General features: G+C 60.9%; 19 protein-coding genes. 14 read left to right on the top strand and 5 right to left on the bottom strand.

From position 1 onward, the window contains the following. Positions 1-23 precede the first annotated feature (23 nt). From rplE to NW826_RS04385, 11 genes are all read left to right on the top strand, one after another. Complete coding sequence (gene rplE, locus NW826_RS04435; RefSeq protein WP_414333275.1) at positions 24-566, top strand: 50S ribosomal protein L5; 543 nt, start codon at positions 24-26, stop codon at positions 564-566. A gap of 54 nt (positions 567-620) precedes the next feature. Continuing rightward, positions 621-1,031, top strand: coding sequence for a 30S ribosomal protein S8 (rpsH, locus tag NW826_RS04430; RefSeq protein WP_414333273.1), 411 nt, complete (start codon positions 621-623; stop codon positions 1,029-1,031). A gap of 33 nt (positions 1,032-1,064) precedes the next feature. Continuing rightward, entirely contained in the window at positions 1,065-1,610 is a 546-nt protein-coding gene (gene rplF / locus NW826_RS04425; protein WP_414333271.1) for a 50S ribosomal protein L6, read from the top strand. Between the two features lie 7 nt (positions 1,611-1,617). Further along, positions 1,618-1,986 carry a 50S ribosomal protein L18 gene (rplR, locus tag NW826_RS04420; RefSeq protein ID WP_414333269.1) on the top strand — a complete coding sequence of 123 codons (369 nt, stop codon included), beginning with the start codon at positions 1,618-1,620 and terminating at the stop codon, positions 1,984-1,986. An 18-nt stretch (positions 1,987-2,004) separates the two neighbouring features. Then, complete coding sequence (rpsE, locus tag NW826_RS04415; protein WP_414333268.1) at positions 2,005-2,541, top strand: 30S ribosomal protein S5; 537 nt, start codon at positions 2,005-2,007, stop codon at positions 2,539-2,541. A gap of 35 nt (positions 2,542-2,576) precedes the next feature. Then, positions 2,577-3,044, top strand: a complete 468-nt coding sequence (gene rplO / locus NW826_RS04410; RefSeq protein ID WP_414333266.1) for a 50S ribosomal protein L15 — start codon at positions 2,577-2,579, stop codon at positions 3,042-3,044. 105 nt (positions 3,045-3,149) lie between these two features. Further along, positions 3,150-4,448: a preprotein translocase subunit SecY gene (gene secY, locus NW826_RS04405; RefSeq protein WP_414509540.1), complete on the top strand. Its 1,299-nt coding sequence runs from the start codon at positions 3,150-3,152 to the stop codon at positions 4,446-4,448. Continuing rightward, a complete protein-coding gene (locus NW826_RS04400; protein ID WP_414333263.1) occupies positions 4,448-5,029 on the top strand; it encodes an adenylate kinase in 582 nt (193 codons plus the stop codon). Before secY ends, NW826_RS04400 begins: the two co-directional genes overlap by 1 nt. A 32-nt stretch (positions 5,030-5,061) precedes the next feature. Then, the gene (map, locus tag NW826_RS04395) at positions 5,062-5,835 is read left to right on the top strand and encodes a type I methionyl aminopeptidase (protein WP_414367909.1); all 774 of its coding nucleotides are present in this window, start codon (positions 5,062-5,064) and stop codon (positions 5,833-5,835) included. 266 nt (positions 5,836-6,101) lie between these two features. Continuing rightward, positions 6,102-6,326 carry a translation initiation factor IF-1 gene (gene infA / locus NW826_RS04390; protein ID WP_011434173.1) on the top strand — a complete coding sequence of 75 codons (225 nt, stop codon included), beginning with the start codon at positions 6,102-6,104 and terminating at the stop codon, positions 6,324-6,326. 24 nt (positions 6,327-6,350) lie between these two features. Then, positions 6,351-7,331 carry an alpha/beta fold hydrolase gene (locus NW826_RS04385; RefSeq protein ID WP_414333261.1) on the top strand — a complete coding sequence of 327 codons (981 nt, stop codon included), beginning with the start codon at positions 6,351-6,353 and terminating at the stop codon, positions 7,329-7,331. A 51-nt stretch (positions 7,332-7,382) separates the two neighbouring features. On the opposite strand, the gene NW826_RS04380 is transcribed toward NW826_RS04385, so the two are convergent. From NW826_RS04380 to NW826_RS04365, 4 genes are all read right to left on the bottom strand, one after another. Then, on the bottom strand, positions 7,383-8,261 hold the full coding sequence (locus NW826_RS04380) for a PRC-barrel domain-containing protein (RefSeq protein ID WP_414509539.1): 879 nt from the start codon (positions 8,259-8,261) through the stop codon (positions 7,383-7,385). Between the two features lie 74 nt (positions 8,262-8,335). Then, a complete protein-coding gene (locus tag NW826_RS04375; protein WP_414509538.1) occupies positions 8,336-9,472 on the bottom strand; it encodes a glycosyltransferase family 4 protein in 1,137 nt (378 codons plus the stop codon). Positions 9,473-9,543: 71 nt separating this feature from the next. Further along, entirely contained in the window at positions 9,544-9,987 is a 444-nt protein-coding gene (locus NW826_RS04370) for a ubiquinol-cytochrome c reductase iron-sulfur subunit (protein ID WP_414333255.1), read from the bottom strand. A 174-nt stretch (positions 9,988-10,161) separates the two neighbouring features. Then, complete coding sequence (locus NW826_RS04365; protein WP_414509537.1) at positions 10,162-11,292, bottom strand: AI-2E family transporter; 1,131 nt, start codon at positions 11,290-11,292, stop codon at positions 10,162-10,164. Between the two features lie 77 nt (positions 11,293-11,369). Here NW826_RS04365 and xseA point away from each other — a divergent pair, with 77 nt between their 5' ends. The 3 genes from xseA to folD all read left to right on the top strand — a co-directional run bounded on the left by xseA (position 11,370) and on the right by folD (position 13,887). Then, positions 11,370-12,656: an exodeoxyribonuclease VII large subunit gene (gene xseA, locus NW826_RS04360; RefSeq protein WP_414509536.1), complete on the top strand. Its 1,287-nt coding sequence runs from the start codon at positions 11,370-11,372 to the stop codon at positions 12,654-12,656. Then, positions 12,637-12,873 carry an exodeoxyribonuclease VII small subunit gene (xseB, locus tag NW826_RS04355; protein ID WP_414333250.1) on the top strand — a complete coding sequence of 79 codons (237 nt, stop codon included), beginning with the start codon at positions 12,637-12,639 and terminating at the stop codon, positions 12,871-12,873. The genes xseA and xseB overlap by 20 nt, the downstream gene beginning before the upstream one ends. Positions 12,874-13,017: 144 nt before the next feature. Next, complete coding sequence (gene folD / locus NW826_RS04350) at positions 13,018-13,887, top strand: bifunctional methylenetetrahydrofolate dehydrogenase/methenyltetrahydrofolate cyclohydrolase FolD (protein ID WP_414509535.1); 870 nt, start codon at positions 13,018-13,020, stop codon at positions 13,885-13,887. Positions 13,888-13,900: 13 nt separating this feature from the next. On the opposite strand, the gene NW826_RS04345 is transcribed toward folD, so the two are convergent. Further along, the coding region (locus NW826_RS04345; RefSeq protein ID WP_414509534.1) for a hypothetical protein at positions 13,901-14,567 on the bottom strand (667 nt) is incomplete at its 5' end.

Raw genomic sequence — 14,567 nt, 5'->3', positions numbered from 1 at the left:
CAGAGCCAAAAGGAGAAGCCACCATGCCGCAACGCCTGCAAATCCACTACAACACTGTCATCGTCCCCAAGCTACAAAAAGAGTTGGGCTACACCAACATCCATCAGGTGCCCCGCCTGGAGAAGATCGTCATCAACCGCGGCTTAGGGGAAGCCTCCCAAAATGCCAAAGCTCTGGAGTCCTCCATTGCCGAGATCAGCGCCATCACCGGCCAGCGTCCGGTGATCACCCGCGCCAGAAAGGCCATCGCCAGCTTCAAAATCCGCAAGGGCATGCCGGTTGGCCTGATGGTAACCCTAAGGCGGGAGCGCATGTATGCATTTTTGGATCGCTTGATCAATGTTGCCCTGCCCCGTATCCGCGACTTCCGCGGCATCAGCCCCAAAGCCTTCGACGGACGCGGCAACTACACCCTTGGCATTCGTGAACAACTGATCTTTCCGGAAATTAACTACGACTCTGTAGATCAGCTGCGAGGTATGGATATCTCCATCGTGACCACTGCTAAAACCGATGAAGAAGGCCGTGCCCTGCTCAAGGCGTTTGGCATGCCCTTTGCTTCTTAGGTTTGCCTATCCTGAGTTTTCTTGATCGATCTTCCGAGGAGCACTGACCCACCGATGGCCCACACCAACGACACGATCGCCGACATGCTCACCCGCATTCGCAATGCCACCCTGGCTCGGCACGAGTCGGTGGCAGTTCCGGCCACGCGCATGACCCGCAGCATCGCTCGCGTTCTTCATGAAGAAGGGTTCGTCAGCGAATGGAAAGAGGAAGGAGAAGGGATCCAAGCCCGCGTGGTGTTGCGGTTGAAGTATAAAGGCAAAGGGCGCAACTGCAGGCCCATCATCAACGGCTTAAAGCGAGTGAGCCGACCGGGCCTGCGGGTTTACCGCAGCCACAAAGAGCTGCCCCGCGTATTGGGCGGAATTGGGATTGCCATCATCTCTACTTCCAACGGCATCATGACCGATCGGGAGGCTCGCAAACAGGGCATTGGTGGCGAAGTACTCTGTTTTGTCTACTAGGTTCTCAGTTTTCTCTTGTCAGGAGTTTTTCCCATGTCTCGCATCGGTAGACGCCCCATCGCCCTTCCTGCCAAGGTGGAGATCCAGATCGACGGCCAGCACATTGCGGTGAAAGGCCCGAAAGGACAACTGTCCCGCAGTTTGCCTCCCCTGATCACCGTCCGGCAAGACGCTCAGATGCTCACGGTCAGCCGGCTCAACGATTCCCGTCCCGCCCGCCAACTGCACGGCCTCTGCCGCACCCTGGTGGCCAACATGGTAGATGGGGTATCGAAGGGATTTGAGCGGCGGCTGGAGCTGGTAGGTGTCGGTTACCGCGCTTCCACCCAAGGCAGCAAGTTAATCCTGAACGTCGGCTACAGCCACCCGGTGGAGATCCCCTTTCCCCCCGGCATCCAAATGGCCGTTGAAGGAAACAACATCGTTGTCGTCTCAGGTATGGATAAAGAACTGGTGGGCAACACTGCCGCCCGCATTCGGGCCGTCCGGCCCCCAGAGCCCTACAAGGGAAAAGGGATCCGTTATCTGGGAGAACAAGTTCGCCGTAAGGCAGGTAAATCGGGCAAAGCCAAGAAGTAAATAGCCTATGAAAACCAACCGCAAAATCACCACCCAACGTCGCCATCGCCGCATTCGCCGCAAGGTCTTTGGCACTGCCGAGCGGCCTCGCCTGGCTGTGTTTCGCTCCCATCGACACATCTACGCCCAGGTGATCGACGATGTAGCTCAGCATACCCTAACCTCTGCCTCCACCCTGGACACGGAGCTGCGCGAAAAATTCAAAGAGACCGGGACGGCCACCCAAGAGGCGGCTGCCTTGGTGGGCCGCTCAGTTGCCGAGCGGGCCTTGCAAATGGGTATTTCTCGCGTGGTTTTCGATCGGGGGGGCAAGCTTTATCACGGGCGCGTTCAAGCGCTGGCAGAGGCTGCCCGAGAGGCGGGGTTACAGTTCTAGCTACTGAGGAAAAGGCACATGGCTGAGCAGAGAGAACGTCGCAGAAGCAAAAAAAGCCGCGAAGAGCAACCCACCGAGTGGCAAGAACGGGTTATCCAGATTCGGCGCGTCACCAAGGTGGTCAAGGGCGGCAAAAAACTGAGCTTTCGCGCGGTGGTGGTGGTCGGCAACGAGCGCGGCCAAGTTGGAGTCGGCGTGGGCAAAGCCAACGACGTGATCGGGGCCGTGCGCAAGGGAGTGGTGGACGGCAAAAAGCACCTCATTGAAGTTCCCCTCACCAAAGGATTGTCCGTCCCCCATCCCATGCGGGGGGCAGGTGGCGGTGCCGCCGTCTTGGTGATGCCAGCAGCTCCCGGCACAGGCGTCATCGCCGGGGGAGCGGTGCGCACCGTTCTGGAGTTGGCAGGTGTACGCAACAGCTTGGCCAAGCAACTGGGATCCAGCAACCCCCTCAACAATGCCCGTGCCACCATTGATGCGCTGCGGCGGATGCGAACCTTTGAACAGGTGGCTCAAGATCGAGATATCGATGTGCGCCGCCTATTCAGCAAGTGATGAACCCATGATATAGAGCAAGGGAGCTGGAAGCCATGCGACTGGAAGACATTCGACCTCAAGCAGGTTCGAGGCGGCGGCGGCGGCGCCTGGGCCGTGGCGTTGCTGCCGGGCAGGGAGCCTCCTGTGGCAAGGGGATGCGAGGGCAGAAGGCCCGCAAGGGAGGCAGCACGCGACCCGGCTTTGAAGGCGGCCAGACCCCTCTTTATCGGCGTTTGCCCAAGCTTAAACATTTCCCCCGCTACACCCGGCGTCTGGAGTACACGCTGATCAACCTGCGCGCCTTGACAGAGCTGCCTGCCGGCAGCGAGGTTAGCCTGGAAAGTCTGATGGAACGGGGGATCGTGACCACCAACGATGGCCCGCTGAAGATCTTGGGAGATGGGGAAATCGGCGTGCCCCTGACGATCAGGGCGGCTGCCATCACCCCCTCAGCCCAAGCCAAGATCGAGGCAGCCGGCGGCCGGGTCGAGCTTGTGGGATCCCAAGCCGCCGGCTCCTAGATGGGCCGAGGTTGGCAGCATTTCATTTTGCCGACTTCCCCAGCGGAAGCGTAGAGTGGTAAGTAGCTCACCTGGCCCTTTGCTCCTGCGAGGTTTTCTTTACCTATGGCTGACACACGAGGCTCTGCTCCCTCCGCCCAAGAGACCTTCATGCAGATGGCGATGGCCTCTGGCCTGCGCAGCCGTCTGTTGCTGACCCTAGGACTGTTGTTGTTGGTGCGGCTGGGCATCTACATTCCGATCCCCAGCATTGACCGGGCCCGCTTTGCCGCCGAGGCCGCCAACAGCCCAGTGTTCGGCTTTCTGGATATCTTCTCCGGAGGCGGTATCTCTGCCCTCGGGATCTTCGCCCTTGGGATCCTGCCCTTCATCAACGCTTCCATCATCATGCAACTGCTGGTCTCGGCCATTCCGGCCCTGGAGAACCTGCAGAAAAACGAGGGAGAACAGGGGCGGCGACAGATTTCTCAGTACACCCGCTACGTTACTTTGATTTGGGCCATCATCCAGGGCATCGGCATCTCCTTCTGGGTGCGGGAGTTTGCCAACACCAACAATGAGCTGGCCTTTATGGCCTCCACCACCTTGGCTCTGGCGGCGGGATCCATGTTCGTCATGTGGTTGGGGGAAATGATCACGGAAAAGGGGGTGGGCAGTGGCCCGTCGCTGCTGATCTTTGTCAACATCGTGGCCACGCTGCCCCGCGCCCTGGGCCAGACCATCAGCTTGGCCCGCGCCGATAGCAGCACCATCGGCGGCATCTTGCTGTTGACGGCTATCTTTTTGGCCACCATTGTCGGTATTGTCTTTGTCCAAGAGGGCAGCCGCAAGATCCCGATCGTCTACGCCAAGCGCCAGGTGGGCAACAAACTATTCCGCGAGCAGAAGAGCTACCTGCCCCTGCGGCTAAACCAAGGGGGGGTGATGCCGATCATCTTCGCCTACTCGGTGATGTCTCTGCCCTTGGCTTTGGCTCAGTACACCCAGAACCTAACGTTGGTGCAGGTGGCCAACTTTTTATCTCCCACCTCCTGGTTTTACATTCCCTTCTATTTCGTGCTGATCCTTTTCTTCAGCTACTTCTATGCTTCCTTGATCATCAACCCGGTGGATCTGGCGCAAAACTTGAAGAAGATGGGGGCCAGTATTCCAGGGGTGCGACCGGGCAAGGCTACGGCTGAATACATCGAAGGGATCCTCAACCGGCTGACGCTGCTGGGAGCCCTATTCTTGTGTGCGGTGGCCATCATCCCGACGACGGTGGAGCGGGCGACCGGCATCACCACTTTCCAAGGTTTGGGGGCGACTTCGCTGCTGATTTTGGTGGGGGTGGCGATCGAGACCTCCAAACAAATCCAGACCTATGTCATCTCACAACGCTACGAAGGGATGGTCAAGCAGTAGTGCCGAGGTTGATCTTTTTGGGGCCGCCGGGGGCGGGCAAGGGTACACAGGCGGAGCGGCTGGCGGCCATCTACCACACGCCCAAAATTTCCACAGGCGATCTGCTGCGGGCAGAGGTGAAGGCCCAGACCCCGCTGGGATGCCAGGCCAAAGTATACATGGACGCGGGAGAGCTGGTGCCCGATGAGGTGTTGATCGGGATGGTCAGAGGCCAGTTGCAGCAGTCTCCAGAGCAGGGTTGGATCCTGGACGGATTTCCTCGCACCCTAGCCCAGGCGGAAGCCCTGGAAGAGCTGCTGCGCGAGCTGGGGCAAGATTACGACTGCGTCCTCAACTTGGATGTGCCGGACGAAGTGGTGGTGGCCCGTCTGTTGGCCCGGGGCAAGGAACAGGGGCGCAGCGATGATGCGGATCCCTCGGTGATTCTCAAGCGTTTGGAGGTCTATCGGCAGCAGACGGCTCCCCTGATCGATTTTTATGCGGCCAAGGGGCGCTTGCAGCGAGTCAACGGCAACCAGCCGATGGAATCCGTACAAGAACATCTGCAGGCTCTTTTGGACGGCTTCAGGAGGACAGCGTGATCAGACCAGGAGCTGAGAAGCAGCGGCGGGGCATGCAGCTCATCGAGATCAAATCTCGCCGCGAAGTGGAAAAAATGCGGCGGGCCGGGCGGGTGGTGGCCCAAGTGTTGCAGGAGATCGCCGAGCGCTTAGAGCCGGGCTGGACGACGGCAGATATCGATGCCTACGCCGAGCGACGGGTGGCCGAACTGAACGCTCTGCCCAGCTTCAAAGGCTACTACGGCTTCCCGGCCTGCGTCTGTGTCAGCATTAACCACGAGGTGGTGCACGGGATCCCCAGTCCCCGCAAAGTGGTGCAGCCGGGAGATGTGGTCAAGGTGGATTTCGGCGCCGTTGTGGAGGGCTGGCATGCGGATTCTTGCCTCAGCATCGGCCTAGAACCCCTGAGCGATGCAGCCCGGGATCTGATCGATACTGCGGCCAAAGCCTTGCAGACGGGCATCGACCAGGTGCGCCACGGCGTCTGGCTGCAGGATGTTTCGGGTGCCATTGAAGATTACATCGAGGGGCGGGGCTATTCTGTGGTGAAGCAGTATGTCGGTCACGGGGTGGGGCGCAACCTGCACGAAGAGCCGCAATTCCCCAACTATCGCACCCGCGATCTGCCCAATCCCAAGCTGCGCTCCGGCATGACCGTGGCCATTGAGCCCATGGTGAATGCAGGAGGAGAGGCCACCCGAGTGTTGTCGGATGGGTGGACGGTGGTTACGGTGGATGGCGCTTGGTCGGCTCAGTTCGAGCACACGGTCTTGGTCACCGAATCGGGAGCAGAGATTTTGACCGATCGCACGCCTTTTCAGTCCTAAACTAACCAACCCCGATACGGAGCGGGCTTTGGGTAGCCCTGCAGTTGGCAAGCCAACAGCCCGGGCCCCTCTCTCCCCGTATAGGGGGGGAGGGGTCGAGACGGTATAGGGACGGGCTCCTGCGGTTTCTAGCTGAAGGATCCCCTAGTGAAGGACTGCAACAGCTAGGATAGAAGAGGTGGAGTATTTTTTCACTTCTTAACAGCGCGTGTCGTCGCGGCTGTGAGGAGTGCGTTGCTCACTGTGTCGTTTTTTGGGAGGTCTCCTTGTCTAAGGAAGATGCCATTGAAATGGAAGGGGTCGTCACAGAGTCCCTGCCCAACGCCATGTTCCGGGTGGATCTGGATAACGGCTTCAACGTGCTCGCTCATATCTCCGGCAAGATTCGCCGTAACTACATCAAGATCCTGCCCGGAGATCGGGTCAAGGTGGAGCTCAGCCCTTATGACCTCAACAAAGGGCGCATCACCTACCGCCTCAAGAAAAAGTAGGATCCCCGGCGGGGGTTGCTGCTCATGAAGGAGCTGAGCCAAGTTTTCAAGACCGGTCTTTGGGTTGCAGCCGGCGGGGTGGGCGCCCTGGCCGTTCTCAACGCCTGGATTGCTTCTCGCACCCAGCCTTTGCCCAGCCTGTTGCCGGGAGAGGAGAGGCACCACTTTTGGCGGGGCCATCGCCTGTTTTACAAAGTGGCGGGATCCGGCCAGCCCTTGTTGCTGCTGCACGGCATCGGGGCTGGCTCTTCCAGCTACGAGTTCCGCGCCATCATGGCGGAGCTGAGCCAGCACTATCAGGTTTATGCTTTGGATTGGTTGGGTTGGGGCAACTCGGAGCGCCCCGATCTGGAGTACACCGGTTATCTCTACGCCGAGCTGATCGGGGATTTTGTTCGGCAGGTGATCGGGCGGCCCTGCCACGCCATCGCCAATTCCCTCTCGGCAGGATTTGTGCTGCGCTCGGCCCGGCTGCAACCTCAGCAGTGGCAGAAGCTGCTGCTCATCGCCCCCCTGGGAGACAACAGCCTTATCCCCCCGGCGCTGGGGATCCCTTTGGCCGAGGCCCTCTACGGCTTCCTCAGCCTGCCTGTGTTGGGGTTAGCCTTTTACAACGGCATCACCGCCCCCTGGAATATACGTCTGTTTACGGAGCAGAGCCTGTTCTCGCCGGGGTATGCTCTGGAGGAGGCGGTGGTGGATTACTACTATCAGGCGGCTCACCAGGCGGGGGCCCAATTTGCTCCCCGTTCTTTTTTGACCGGCAAACTCAATTTGCCCATTCAAGACGACTTTCGCGTTGTGGCCAAACCCATGGCTTTGGTTTGGGGGGAACAGAACCGCCTTACCGGCCTTGAGCAGGTGGAGCGGTATCGCGCTCTGCGGCCAGAGGTGCCGGTTTACCGATTGCCGGGAGCTGCTTTCCCCCACATCGAAGCGCCGCAAGCTTTTTTATCGGTGGCTTTGCGCTTTTTAGCCGAGGCCGATCCTGCCCTGCCGGGATAGACCTCAACGCCCCAGGCGTCGCATCCGTTGGGGATGGGATACGCTCCGCCATCAGGTGGGCTCGCCGGACTTGTCTTCCCAGGGGTCGATATCCGTGGGCGTAGAGGGGGGAGGAGTGGGCTCGGGAGGAGAAGGAGGAGCTTCCTCTTTGGCGTACTCTTGCTCCCATTCCGGTTGTTCAGAGACAGGAGGCGGCTCGGGCCGACGGGGAGACCCTGCTTCGCCCTGGAGTTCGGGCTCTTCTTCGGCGTAATCGTCTTCTTGTTCGCCTTCCTCGTCGTACTCGTAGTTTTCCTCGACGGCAGAGTAGTCATCGACAGCCCTGGGCAGGGCAGGGGCAGGACTGACTCCGGATTCCCAAGGAGGCTTGCCGAGTCCCAGGGTTTCCAAGATTCCCTTGGCCAGTTGGGTCAGGCGGGTTTCGGCGCCATCGGCAACAATGAGGCGCTCGCCGCCAACCGAGACGATCTCATTAGCCGGAAGCAAATAGGTGCTGAGGATAAAGCCGGGCAAAAAGGTGAGGCCAAGGTTGGAGAGGATTAAACCCGTGATCAGGCCGGAGACGGAGTTAAATTGAAAATCTTTGACCTTGCCGAGGCGGATCCCTTCTTCCGTAACCACCTCGCTGCCAACCACCCGGCTCAGGCCTTCCAAATCCAAGTCGTCGAAAACCTCATCGTTGGGGACGAGGATGGCATCCTGGCCCAAGGCCGTTACCTGCCGCAGCTCCAGCAACCGTGGGGATCCGGCAAAGGCTTTCTCCAGCACCCCCAGCACCAGCACTTGCTTGGCTTCCAGATCTGCCCAAACTTCGCTAACTACTCCGAGCCGGGCCGCATTGACCTGGCTGATCACCTGCGTTCCCAGAACCTGTGACCGCCGACGAACCTCTGATCGCACCAGCGCAACAGATCCTTTCCCAGTCGTCATGGTGGTTTCCCTGTCGTAAGTCAAAATGTTCGCGTCGTTGGGCTGCGCGTCTGGCGCAGATTGCCAGAATCAAGTTAATAGTACCATTGCCTGTCTCCTCCCTCGCGGGCTGCCCAGATGGGATCCCGGCCAATTGCCTCGCTCCAGGCCAAAAACCGCTCCGCCATGGCCTGCAGGGAATAGCGCTGTTCTGCATGGTGTCGGCAGCGGCTGCGGTCGATGCGATCCAAGTTTTCTACAGCCCTGGCCAAGGCCGCCACGTCGTCTGGATCCACCACCCAGCCGGTTTCGCCATTGCCAACGATTTCCGCCGGGCCCCCGCGCCGGTAGGTGATCACCGGCACGCCACAAGCCAAAGCCTCCACTGCCACCAGGCCAAAGGCTTCCACCCACTTGGGGGTCATGACCAAGGCGGAGCATTGACCTAAAATTCGCTGCATTTGCGATGTGGGCAGAAACCCTCGGTAATCCAGTTGGGCCTGTGGGTACTGTTCCTGGATCTGCTGCCAGTAGCTTGGCTCTTGCAGGTGGCCCAGGAGCACCACCGATCTTCCCGTCTTCTCGGCCAGGGCAGCACAGTCTTCCAGGCCCTTTTCCGGAGCAATGCGGCCAATCCAACACAGGGATCCGTTCCCTTCGGGCACAAAGTCGTAGCGGCTGAGATCAACGCCGCAGGGCAGATAGACAAAGGGATCCCGACCTGCCGCCATCTGGGCGCGGGCAAAGGCAAAGGTCTGGGCTTGCGCCCGCGAGTGCACCGCCAGCCGGCCAGGGTAGGTCTGCGCAATGTGCTCCAAGGCCTGATCGACGGCGTCGCTGAGGGATCCCATGCTGACGATGTGGGCCACCGGGGTGCGGAAAAAATCCGTCAAATAAAACGACAGCCAATCGTAGCTCCAGTTCACAATCAGATCGAACTGGTCTTGCAGTTGGGCAGCCCGCTGCCACAGATTGGCCAGCAGAGAGGGGGTGTGGATCTGAACCGGCTGGTCGCGGCGCTGGCTTTGCGCATAGGTCGGGGGAAGGCCGGTTACCGCCTCGATCACCTCCACCGGCAATGCGTCGATTTGGGATCCCTCGGGGGCCAACACCCGCACCTGGGATCCCATCTGCAGCAAGACACGGGTCAGGTTGGCAAGATTGAGCTCCACGCCGCCGCCAGCCCCCGATCCGAGCGGGCCAACGGGGGTGGAGACAAACAAATAGCGCAAGTAGCAACGCTCCCTGGGTGGCCTCATTGGCTCAGCCCATTACCTGCTTTTGCAGAAAGCTGGCTACCCGCCTAGGATTGGCTTTTGGCTACGAAAATCTCCTCCTTCTCCACCTTAACTTTGTAAGCGGTCAGGTCGGCCTTGGCCGGGCCCCGGGTACGGCTGCCATCGACAGCAAAGGCCGAGCCATGACAAGGGCAGACAAAGTTCTCCCCCCGCCAGTCCACGTCACACCCGGCATGGGGACAAGCGGCATCCAGAGCCAGGAAAGAGTCTTCTTTTTGGGGATCCTTGACCAACCAGAGGGTGGCGGTGTTCTTTCCAAAGGCGTTTTCCACTTTGAAGGGGCCATCTTTGAAATCGGCGAGGTTGGCCACTTTCACAAACTCTGGTTCAGGAGCCTTGGTTTCCCGGGCAAGGGCAAAACGGCGCCGGGCCAAGGCCGGTAACAAACCCGCCAGCGAGCCGAAACCGAGAGCCAACCAGCGAAGAAAACCGCGACGATTGTTGTACATGGCTATGTGTCCCTAAATATCTGGCAAATGTCGGTCGTGGGCCAGCAACAGCCTGCCCCGCAAGGGATCCCAATGCAAGTGCTGCCCTTAATATTTTGTTACGCCAAGACAGTTTCGGCCAGAGCTGAGCCCCATTTTTTCTGGCCAAAGTCCGCAGCAGGCATCTGGGTTGCTTCAATCTGTTGGCGCCGATTGCGGTAGCGAGGCGGAGTCCGGCAGATGGGTGGAGCTCTGGTCTGCCCTGCTCTCCAATCTGAGCAAGGGGAGCGTCCGGGATCCCTGCCAAGGATCCAACACATCCCGAATCAGCACCTCTTGGATCCACACCTGCAGGATGGCTGCCAAGGGCACAGCCAAAAACAGGCCCAGCACCCCGAAGAAAAAGGCCGAGGTAATTTGGGCCACCAAAGTCAGAGCCGGCAAAAGCGACACCTGCCGCGACATGACGATGGGGGTGAAGACGCTGCTTTCCAACTGTTGGATGAAGATGTAGAGCCCCAGCACCGCCAGCGATTTCCAGGGGGCATCGGTGAGGGCCACCAGCATGGGGGCGACCACGCTCAAGGTGGGGCCGATGTTGGGGATGAAATTAAACAGTCCCGCCAGCACGGCATTGGCCAAGATTAAAGGCACGCCCAAAATCCACAGCCCAATGCCGCTCAGCAGCATCACCAGGCTGCTGGTGAAGAGGATCCCCACCAGCCACCCTCGCAGCGCCAGCTCGCAGCGCTTGAGGATGTAGCGGACGCGGGGGCGGTAAAAGGCGGGGAAAACCGAGACAAAGGCGCGGCTGTAGGCCTGGGGATCCACCAACAGCAGGATGGTGAGGATGATGACAAACAACAGATTGAGCAGGGTGGCAAAGAAGGCGGTGAAGGACTGGGAGAAAAAGTCCCGCACCTGGCGCACCAACTCAGTGGCCTGGGGCACGAGGCTATTGGCCAACTCCCGCAGCGTCGGCAGCTCGATATCCGTCGGCAACGAGAGGATGAGGCTCTCAAATAGCCGCTGCGCCTGCACGATCCCGGCGGGCACCCCATCGGTAAACAGCCGCCGCAACTGATCCGCCAGGGGAGGCACTACGATCAGCCCCACCAGAATCGCCCCCACCAGAACCGTCAAACCGGTGATGAGGAGCGAGGGGCCGCGGCGAAAGCCGTAGCGCTGCGGGATCTGGGCCAGGGTGTCCAAAGCTACTGCCAAGACGATGGCCGCAAACACCAATAGCAGGATCTGCCGGATCTGCCAGAGCAGAACCAACAGGCCCAGCAGCGCTGCCAGCCCCAGCCAATGGGCGAAGGTCACCGCAGCTCACCTCCTCTCTCGTCCTGTCGTCGCCTATTCTAGATGGGATCCCGAGCATTCCCATGGGGAAGCGCCGTATGCGCGATCTGGATCCGCAAGCAATGGCTCTGGCCTTTGATGGCCTCGACTTCGGGACAGAATCCTTTCCTGCCGAGGAAGTCCCTCTCCTCTCGGTGGGGGGAGTGTCCGGCTACTTGAAGTCGCTGCTGGCCGGGGATCCCTACTTGGCCAGGCTGTGGGTGGTTGGAGAAGTCTCCAGTTGCCAGCGCAACCGCAACGGCCACCTGTTTCTGACCTTGGTGGATCCGGAAAGCGGCGATGTCCTCAAGGGGGTGATCTGGCGGAGCCAAACTTCCAGGCTCAGCTTCTGGCCGGAAGTGGGGCAACAGGTGCTTGCGCTGGGGCAAATCGGCATCTACAGCGGCGGCAGCTACTATCGCCTCGTTATCTGGCAACTGCTGCCGGCGGGCGAGGGGCCGTTGGCGTGGCGCTTGCAGCAGCTCAAGGCCCGCCTGGCTGCCGAGGGCCTGTTCGACAACCAGCGGCCTCTACCTACCCACCCTCAGTGCATTGCCGTCGTCAGCTCTCCCGACGCCGCCGGCTGGGGCGATATCCGCCGCACCCTCAACCAGCGCTACCCCGGGCTGCGGGTGCTGTTTTCGCCGGCCCAGGTGCAAGGGGAAGCGGCCCCGGAGTCGATTGTGCGGGCCATTCGCCGGGTGGAACAGGATGGGCGGGCGGAAGTGCTGCTGATTGCTCGAGGGGGTGGATCCGGCGAGGATTTGGCTTGCTTCGACGATGAGCGGGTGGTGCGGGCCATTGCCGAGTGCCCTATTCCGGTGGTGACGGGGATCGGCCACCAGCGGGACGAGACCTTGGCGGACTACGCGGCCGACTACGCGGCCCACACCCCCACAGCGGCGGCCGAGCGGATCGTGCCCGATCTGCGGGAATTGCAGCGCCAGGGATCCCAGTTGCGTCAGAAGTTGATCGAACGCACGCTGCAGGCTTTGGAGAGGGCACAGCGGCGCTTCCAGCACACCCAGCGCCATCTCGCCCAAATCCATCCGGAGCGGCTGCTGCAACAGGCGCAGGAGAGCTTGACCCAACGGCAGCAGCGCCTAGTGCAGGCGGTGCGCCACCGCTTTCACCATCACCAACAGCGCCAACAGGCCCTCCAGGAGCACCTGCAAGCCCTCGACCCTGCCGCCGTCCTCAGGCGGGGCTATGCCCTGGTGCGGGACGAACGGGGATCCCTGGTTCGCACCCACCACCTACCGCCGCAGACCCGGCTGAGGATACAACTGGCCTCGGGAAGCCTCTGGGCCCGAGTGGAGGAGAGCCATGAGCCGCCGCAAACGTGAGGATCCCTGGCGCTACGAAGCAGCCATCGCCGAAGTGGAAAGTCTGATCGCCCAGATCGAATCGGGAGAGCTGGATCTGGCAGAGGTGGTGGAGCGCTTCCAGCAGGCCGCCCAGACCCTAAAGCGCTGCGCCCAGTTTTTGGAGGAAAAGCGGCAGCAGGTGGAGATCCTCATTGAGGAGTTAGGGCCCGGCGAAGAAGAGTCGCGCGAGTTCTAGAGCCGGGGGGAATGGGGCAGCCCAAAAAACTGGGCAAAGGCCCCAGGTGGCCGTGCTGCTGTTTCTCAACGGCGGCAAGACTTGACGAAGGGGGCGGCGCCCCTGAAGATGGTCAAGTTGTCAAGATCTCTTGGGGCGCCCTCTATGTCCGCCAAGATCTTGGATGGCAAAGCCTTGGCCGCCCGCCTGCAAGCGGAGATGGCCGCCCAAGTGCAGGCTTGGCTGCCGCGGGTGGGGCGTCCGCCGGGATTGGCGGTGCTGCGGGTTGGGGAGGATCCCGCCAGTGCAGCTTACGTGCGCGGCAAAGAGCGGGCCTGTGAGCGGGTGGGCATCGCCTCCTTTGGCCGCCATTTTTCCGCCCAAGACTCCCCCGCCTACCTGCTCGACGCCATCGCCCAACTCAACCAGGACGAGCGCGTCGATGGCATCCTCGTGCAACTGCCCTTACCCCCCGGCTGGGATCCCATCCCGCCCCTTCTGGCCATCGACCCCGACAAAGACGTGGACGGGCTTCACCCCCTCAACCTGGGCCGGCTGCTGCGCGGCGAGCCCGGGCTGCGCAGTTGTACCCCCCTGGGCGTGATGCGCCTGTTGCAAGCGGAAGGGATCCCGATTGCCGGACGAAAGGCGGTGGTGGTCGGTCGCAGCATCCTGGTGGGCAAGCCCCTGAGCCTGATGTTGTTGGCTGCCGATGCCACCGTTACCCTGGCCCATTCCCGCACCCCCGACTTAGCCGAAGTAACCCGCGCCGCCGACATTGTGGTGATGGCCGTCGGTCGCCCCCACTTGCTCAAGGCAGAGATGGTAAAACCGGGAGCCGTGGTCGTCGATGTAGGCATCAACCGTATCCAGGGCCCCGACGGATCTGAGCAATTGGTGGGAGATGTGGATTACGCGGCAGTCAAGGAGTGGGCCGCCGCCATCACGCCCGTGCCGGGTGGTGTGGGACCCATGACGGTAGCGATGCTGCTGGCCAACACCCTAGAGAGCTACAAACTGCGCAGCCACCTGTAGCTTGGAGACTGCCCTAAGGCTGCAGGATCATCGACCAGGAGCCGCTCTCCTCATTCCAAAACGGGGCCAGAGACTCTCCCACCACGTTCGGCCCCCAGTAGCGGCGGGTTCCATCGAGGACAAAAGCCACCACAATGTCTCCGGGGCCGATCTGCAGCGGCTCTTCCCCCAAGCTCAGCACCAATCCTTCGCTACCGCCTTCTCCGGGCGCAAAATCCCAGTGGGCCGTTTCTGGGTTGAGCAGCCGCCCGCCGCTGCGCATCAAGATCACCACCCGCACCGGATGGGGGGTGCGGTTGCCAACACGAAAGGAGCCTGTGCGGGCAGAGGTGGGGCCGGTCTGCGAGGGTGAGGCCGCTTCTGCAAGCAGAACAGGAGCAACATTCCCCTCAACCGAGTCTTCTAGAGCTTCCGGCGTCGGTCTCCCCAGAGTTTGTGCTCTCAACCCCTGCACGGCAACGCTCACCCCAAACAAGGCGGCAGCTAAAAACAGGGATCCCTTGCCTTTCGCAGTCATGTTCACCGACGGCCCGCCGGCAAGAAGAGCGGCAACAGCTTGGGCAATGCGGTCAGGAAATGAGGGGATCAAGGCGAACATCAGATTACCGCAACCAGGAATGCTACATACCAGATGGAGAAAAACCCGAGCGACCACCCTCACAGCGTCGGTGGGGTGGGCA

Origin of the sequence: Synechococcus sp. OH20, assembly GCF_047502685.1 — a bacterium.
Taxonomy (GTDB): domain Bacteria; phylum Cyanobacteriota; class Cyanobacteriia; order Thermostichales; family Thermostichaceae; genus Thermostichus.
The sequence above is the reverse complement of the archived record's forward strand: the minus strand, read 5'-3'. Positions and strand labels throughout refer to the sequence as shown.

Excerpts from the sequence above, each read along its gene's own strand:
- rplE (WP_414333275.1), top strand. The coding sequence starts at position 24 with ATGCCGCAACGCCTGCAAATCCACTACAACACTGTCATCGTCCCCAAG.
- rpsH (WP_414333273.1), top strand. The coding sequence starts at position 621 with ATGGCCCACACCAACGACACGATCGCCGACATGCTCACCCGCATTCGC.
- rplF (WP_414333271.1), top strand. The coding sequence starts at position 1,065 with ATGTCTCGCATCGGTAGACGCCCCATCGCCCTTCCTGCCAAGGTGGAG.
- rplR (WP_414333269.1), top strand. The coding sequence starts at position 1,618 with ATGAAAACCAACCGCAAAATCACCACCCAACGTCGCCATCGCCGCATT.
- rpsE (WP_414333268.1), top strand. The coding sequence starts at position 2,005 with ATGGCTGAGCAGAGAGAACGTCGCAGAAGCAAAAAAAGCCGCGAAGAG.
- rplO (WP_414333266.1), top strand. The coding sequence starts at position 2,577 with ATGCGACTGGAAGACATTCGACCTCAAGCAGGTTCGAGGCGGCGGCGG.
- secY (WP_414509540.1), top strand. The coding sequence starts at position 3,150 with ATGGCTGACACACGAGGCTCTGCTCCCTCCGCCCAAGAGACCTTCATG.
- map (WP_414367909.1), top strand. The coding sequence starts at position 5,062 with ATGCAGCTCATCGAGATCAAATCTCGCCGCGAAGTGGAAAAAATGCGG.
- NW826_RS04385 (WP_414333261.1), top strand. The coding sequence starts at position 6,351 with ATGAAGGAGCTGAGCCAAGTTTTCAAGACCGGTCTTTGGGTTGCAGCC.
- NW826_RS04380 (WP_414509539.1), bottom strand. The coding sequence starts at position 8,261 with ATGACGACTGGGAAAGGATCTGTTGCGCTGGTGCGATCAGAGGTTCGT.
- NW826_RS04370 (WP_414333255.1), bottom strand. The coding sequence starts at position 9,987 with ATGTACAACAATCGTCGCGGTTTTCTTCGCTGGTTGGCTCTCGGTTTC.
- xseA (WP_414509536.1), top strand. The coding sequence starts at position 11,370 with ATGCGCGATCTGGATCCGCAAGCAATGGCTCTGGCCTTTGATGGCCTC.
- xseB (WP_414333250.1), top strand. The coding sequence starts at position 12,637 with ATGAGCCGCCGCAAACGTGAGGATCCCTGGCGCTACGAAGCAGCCATC.
- folD (WP_414509535.1), top strand. The coding sequence starts at position 13,018 with ATGTCCGCCAAGATCTTGGATGGCAAAGCCTTGGCCGCCCGCCTGCAA.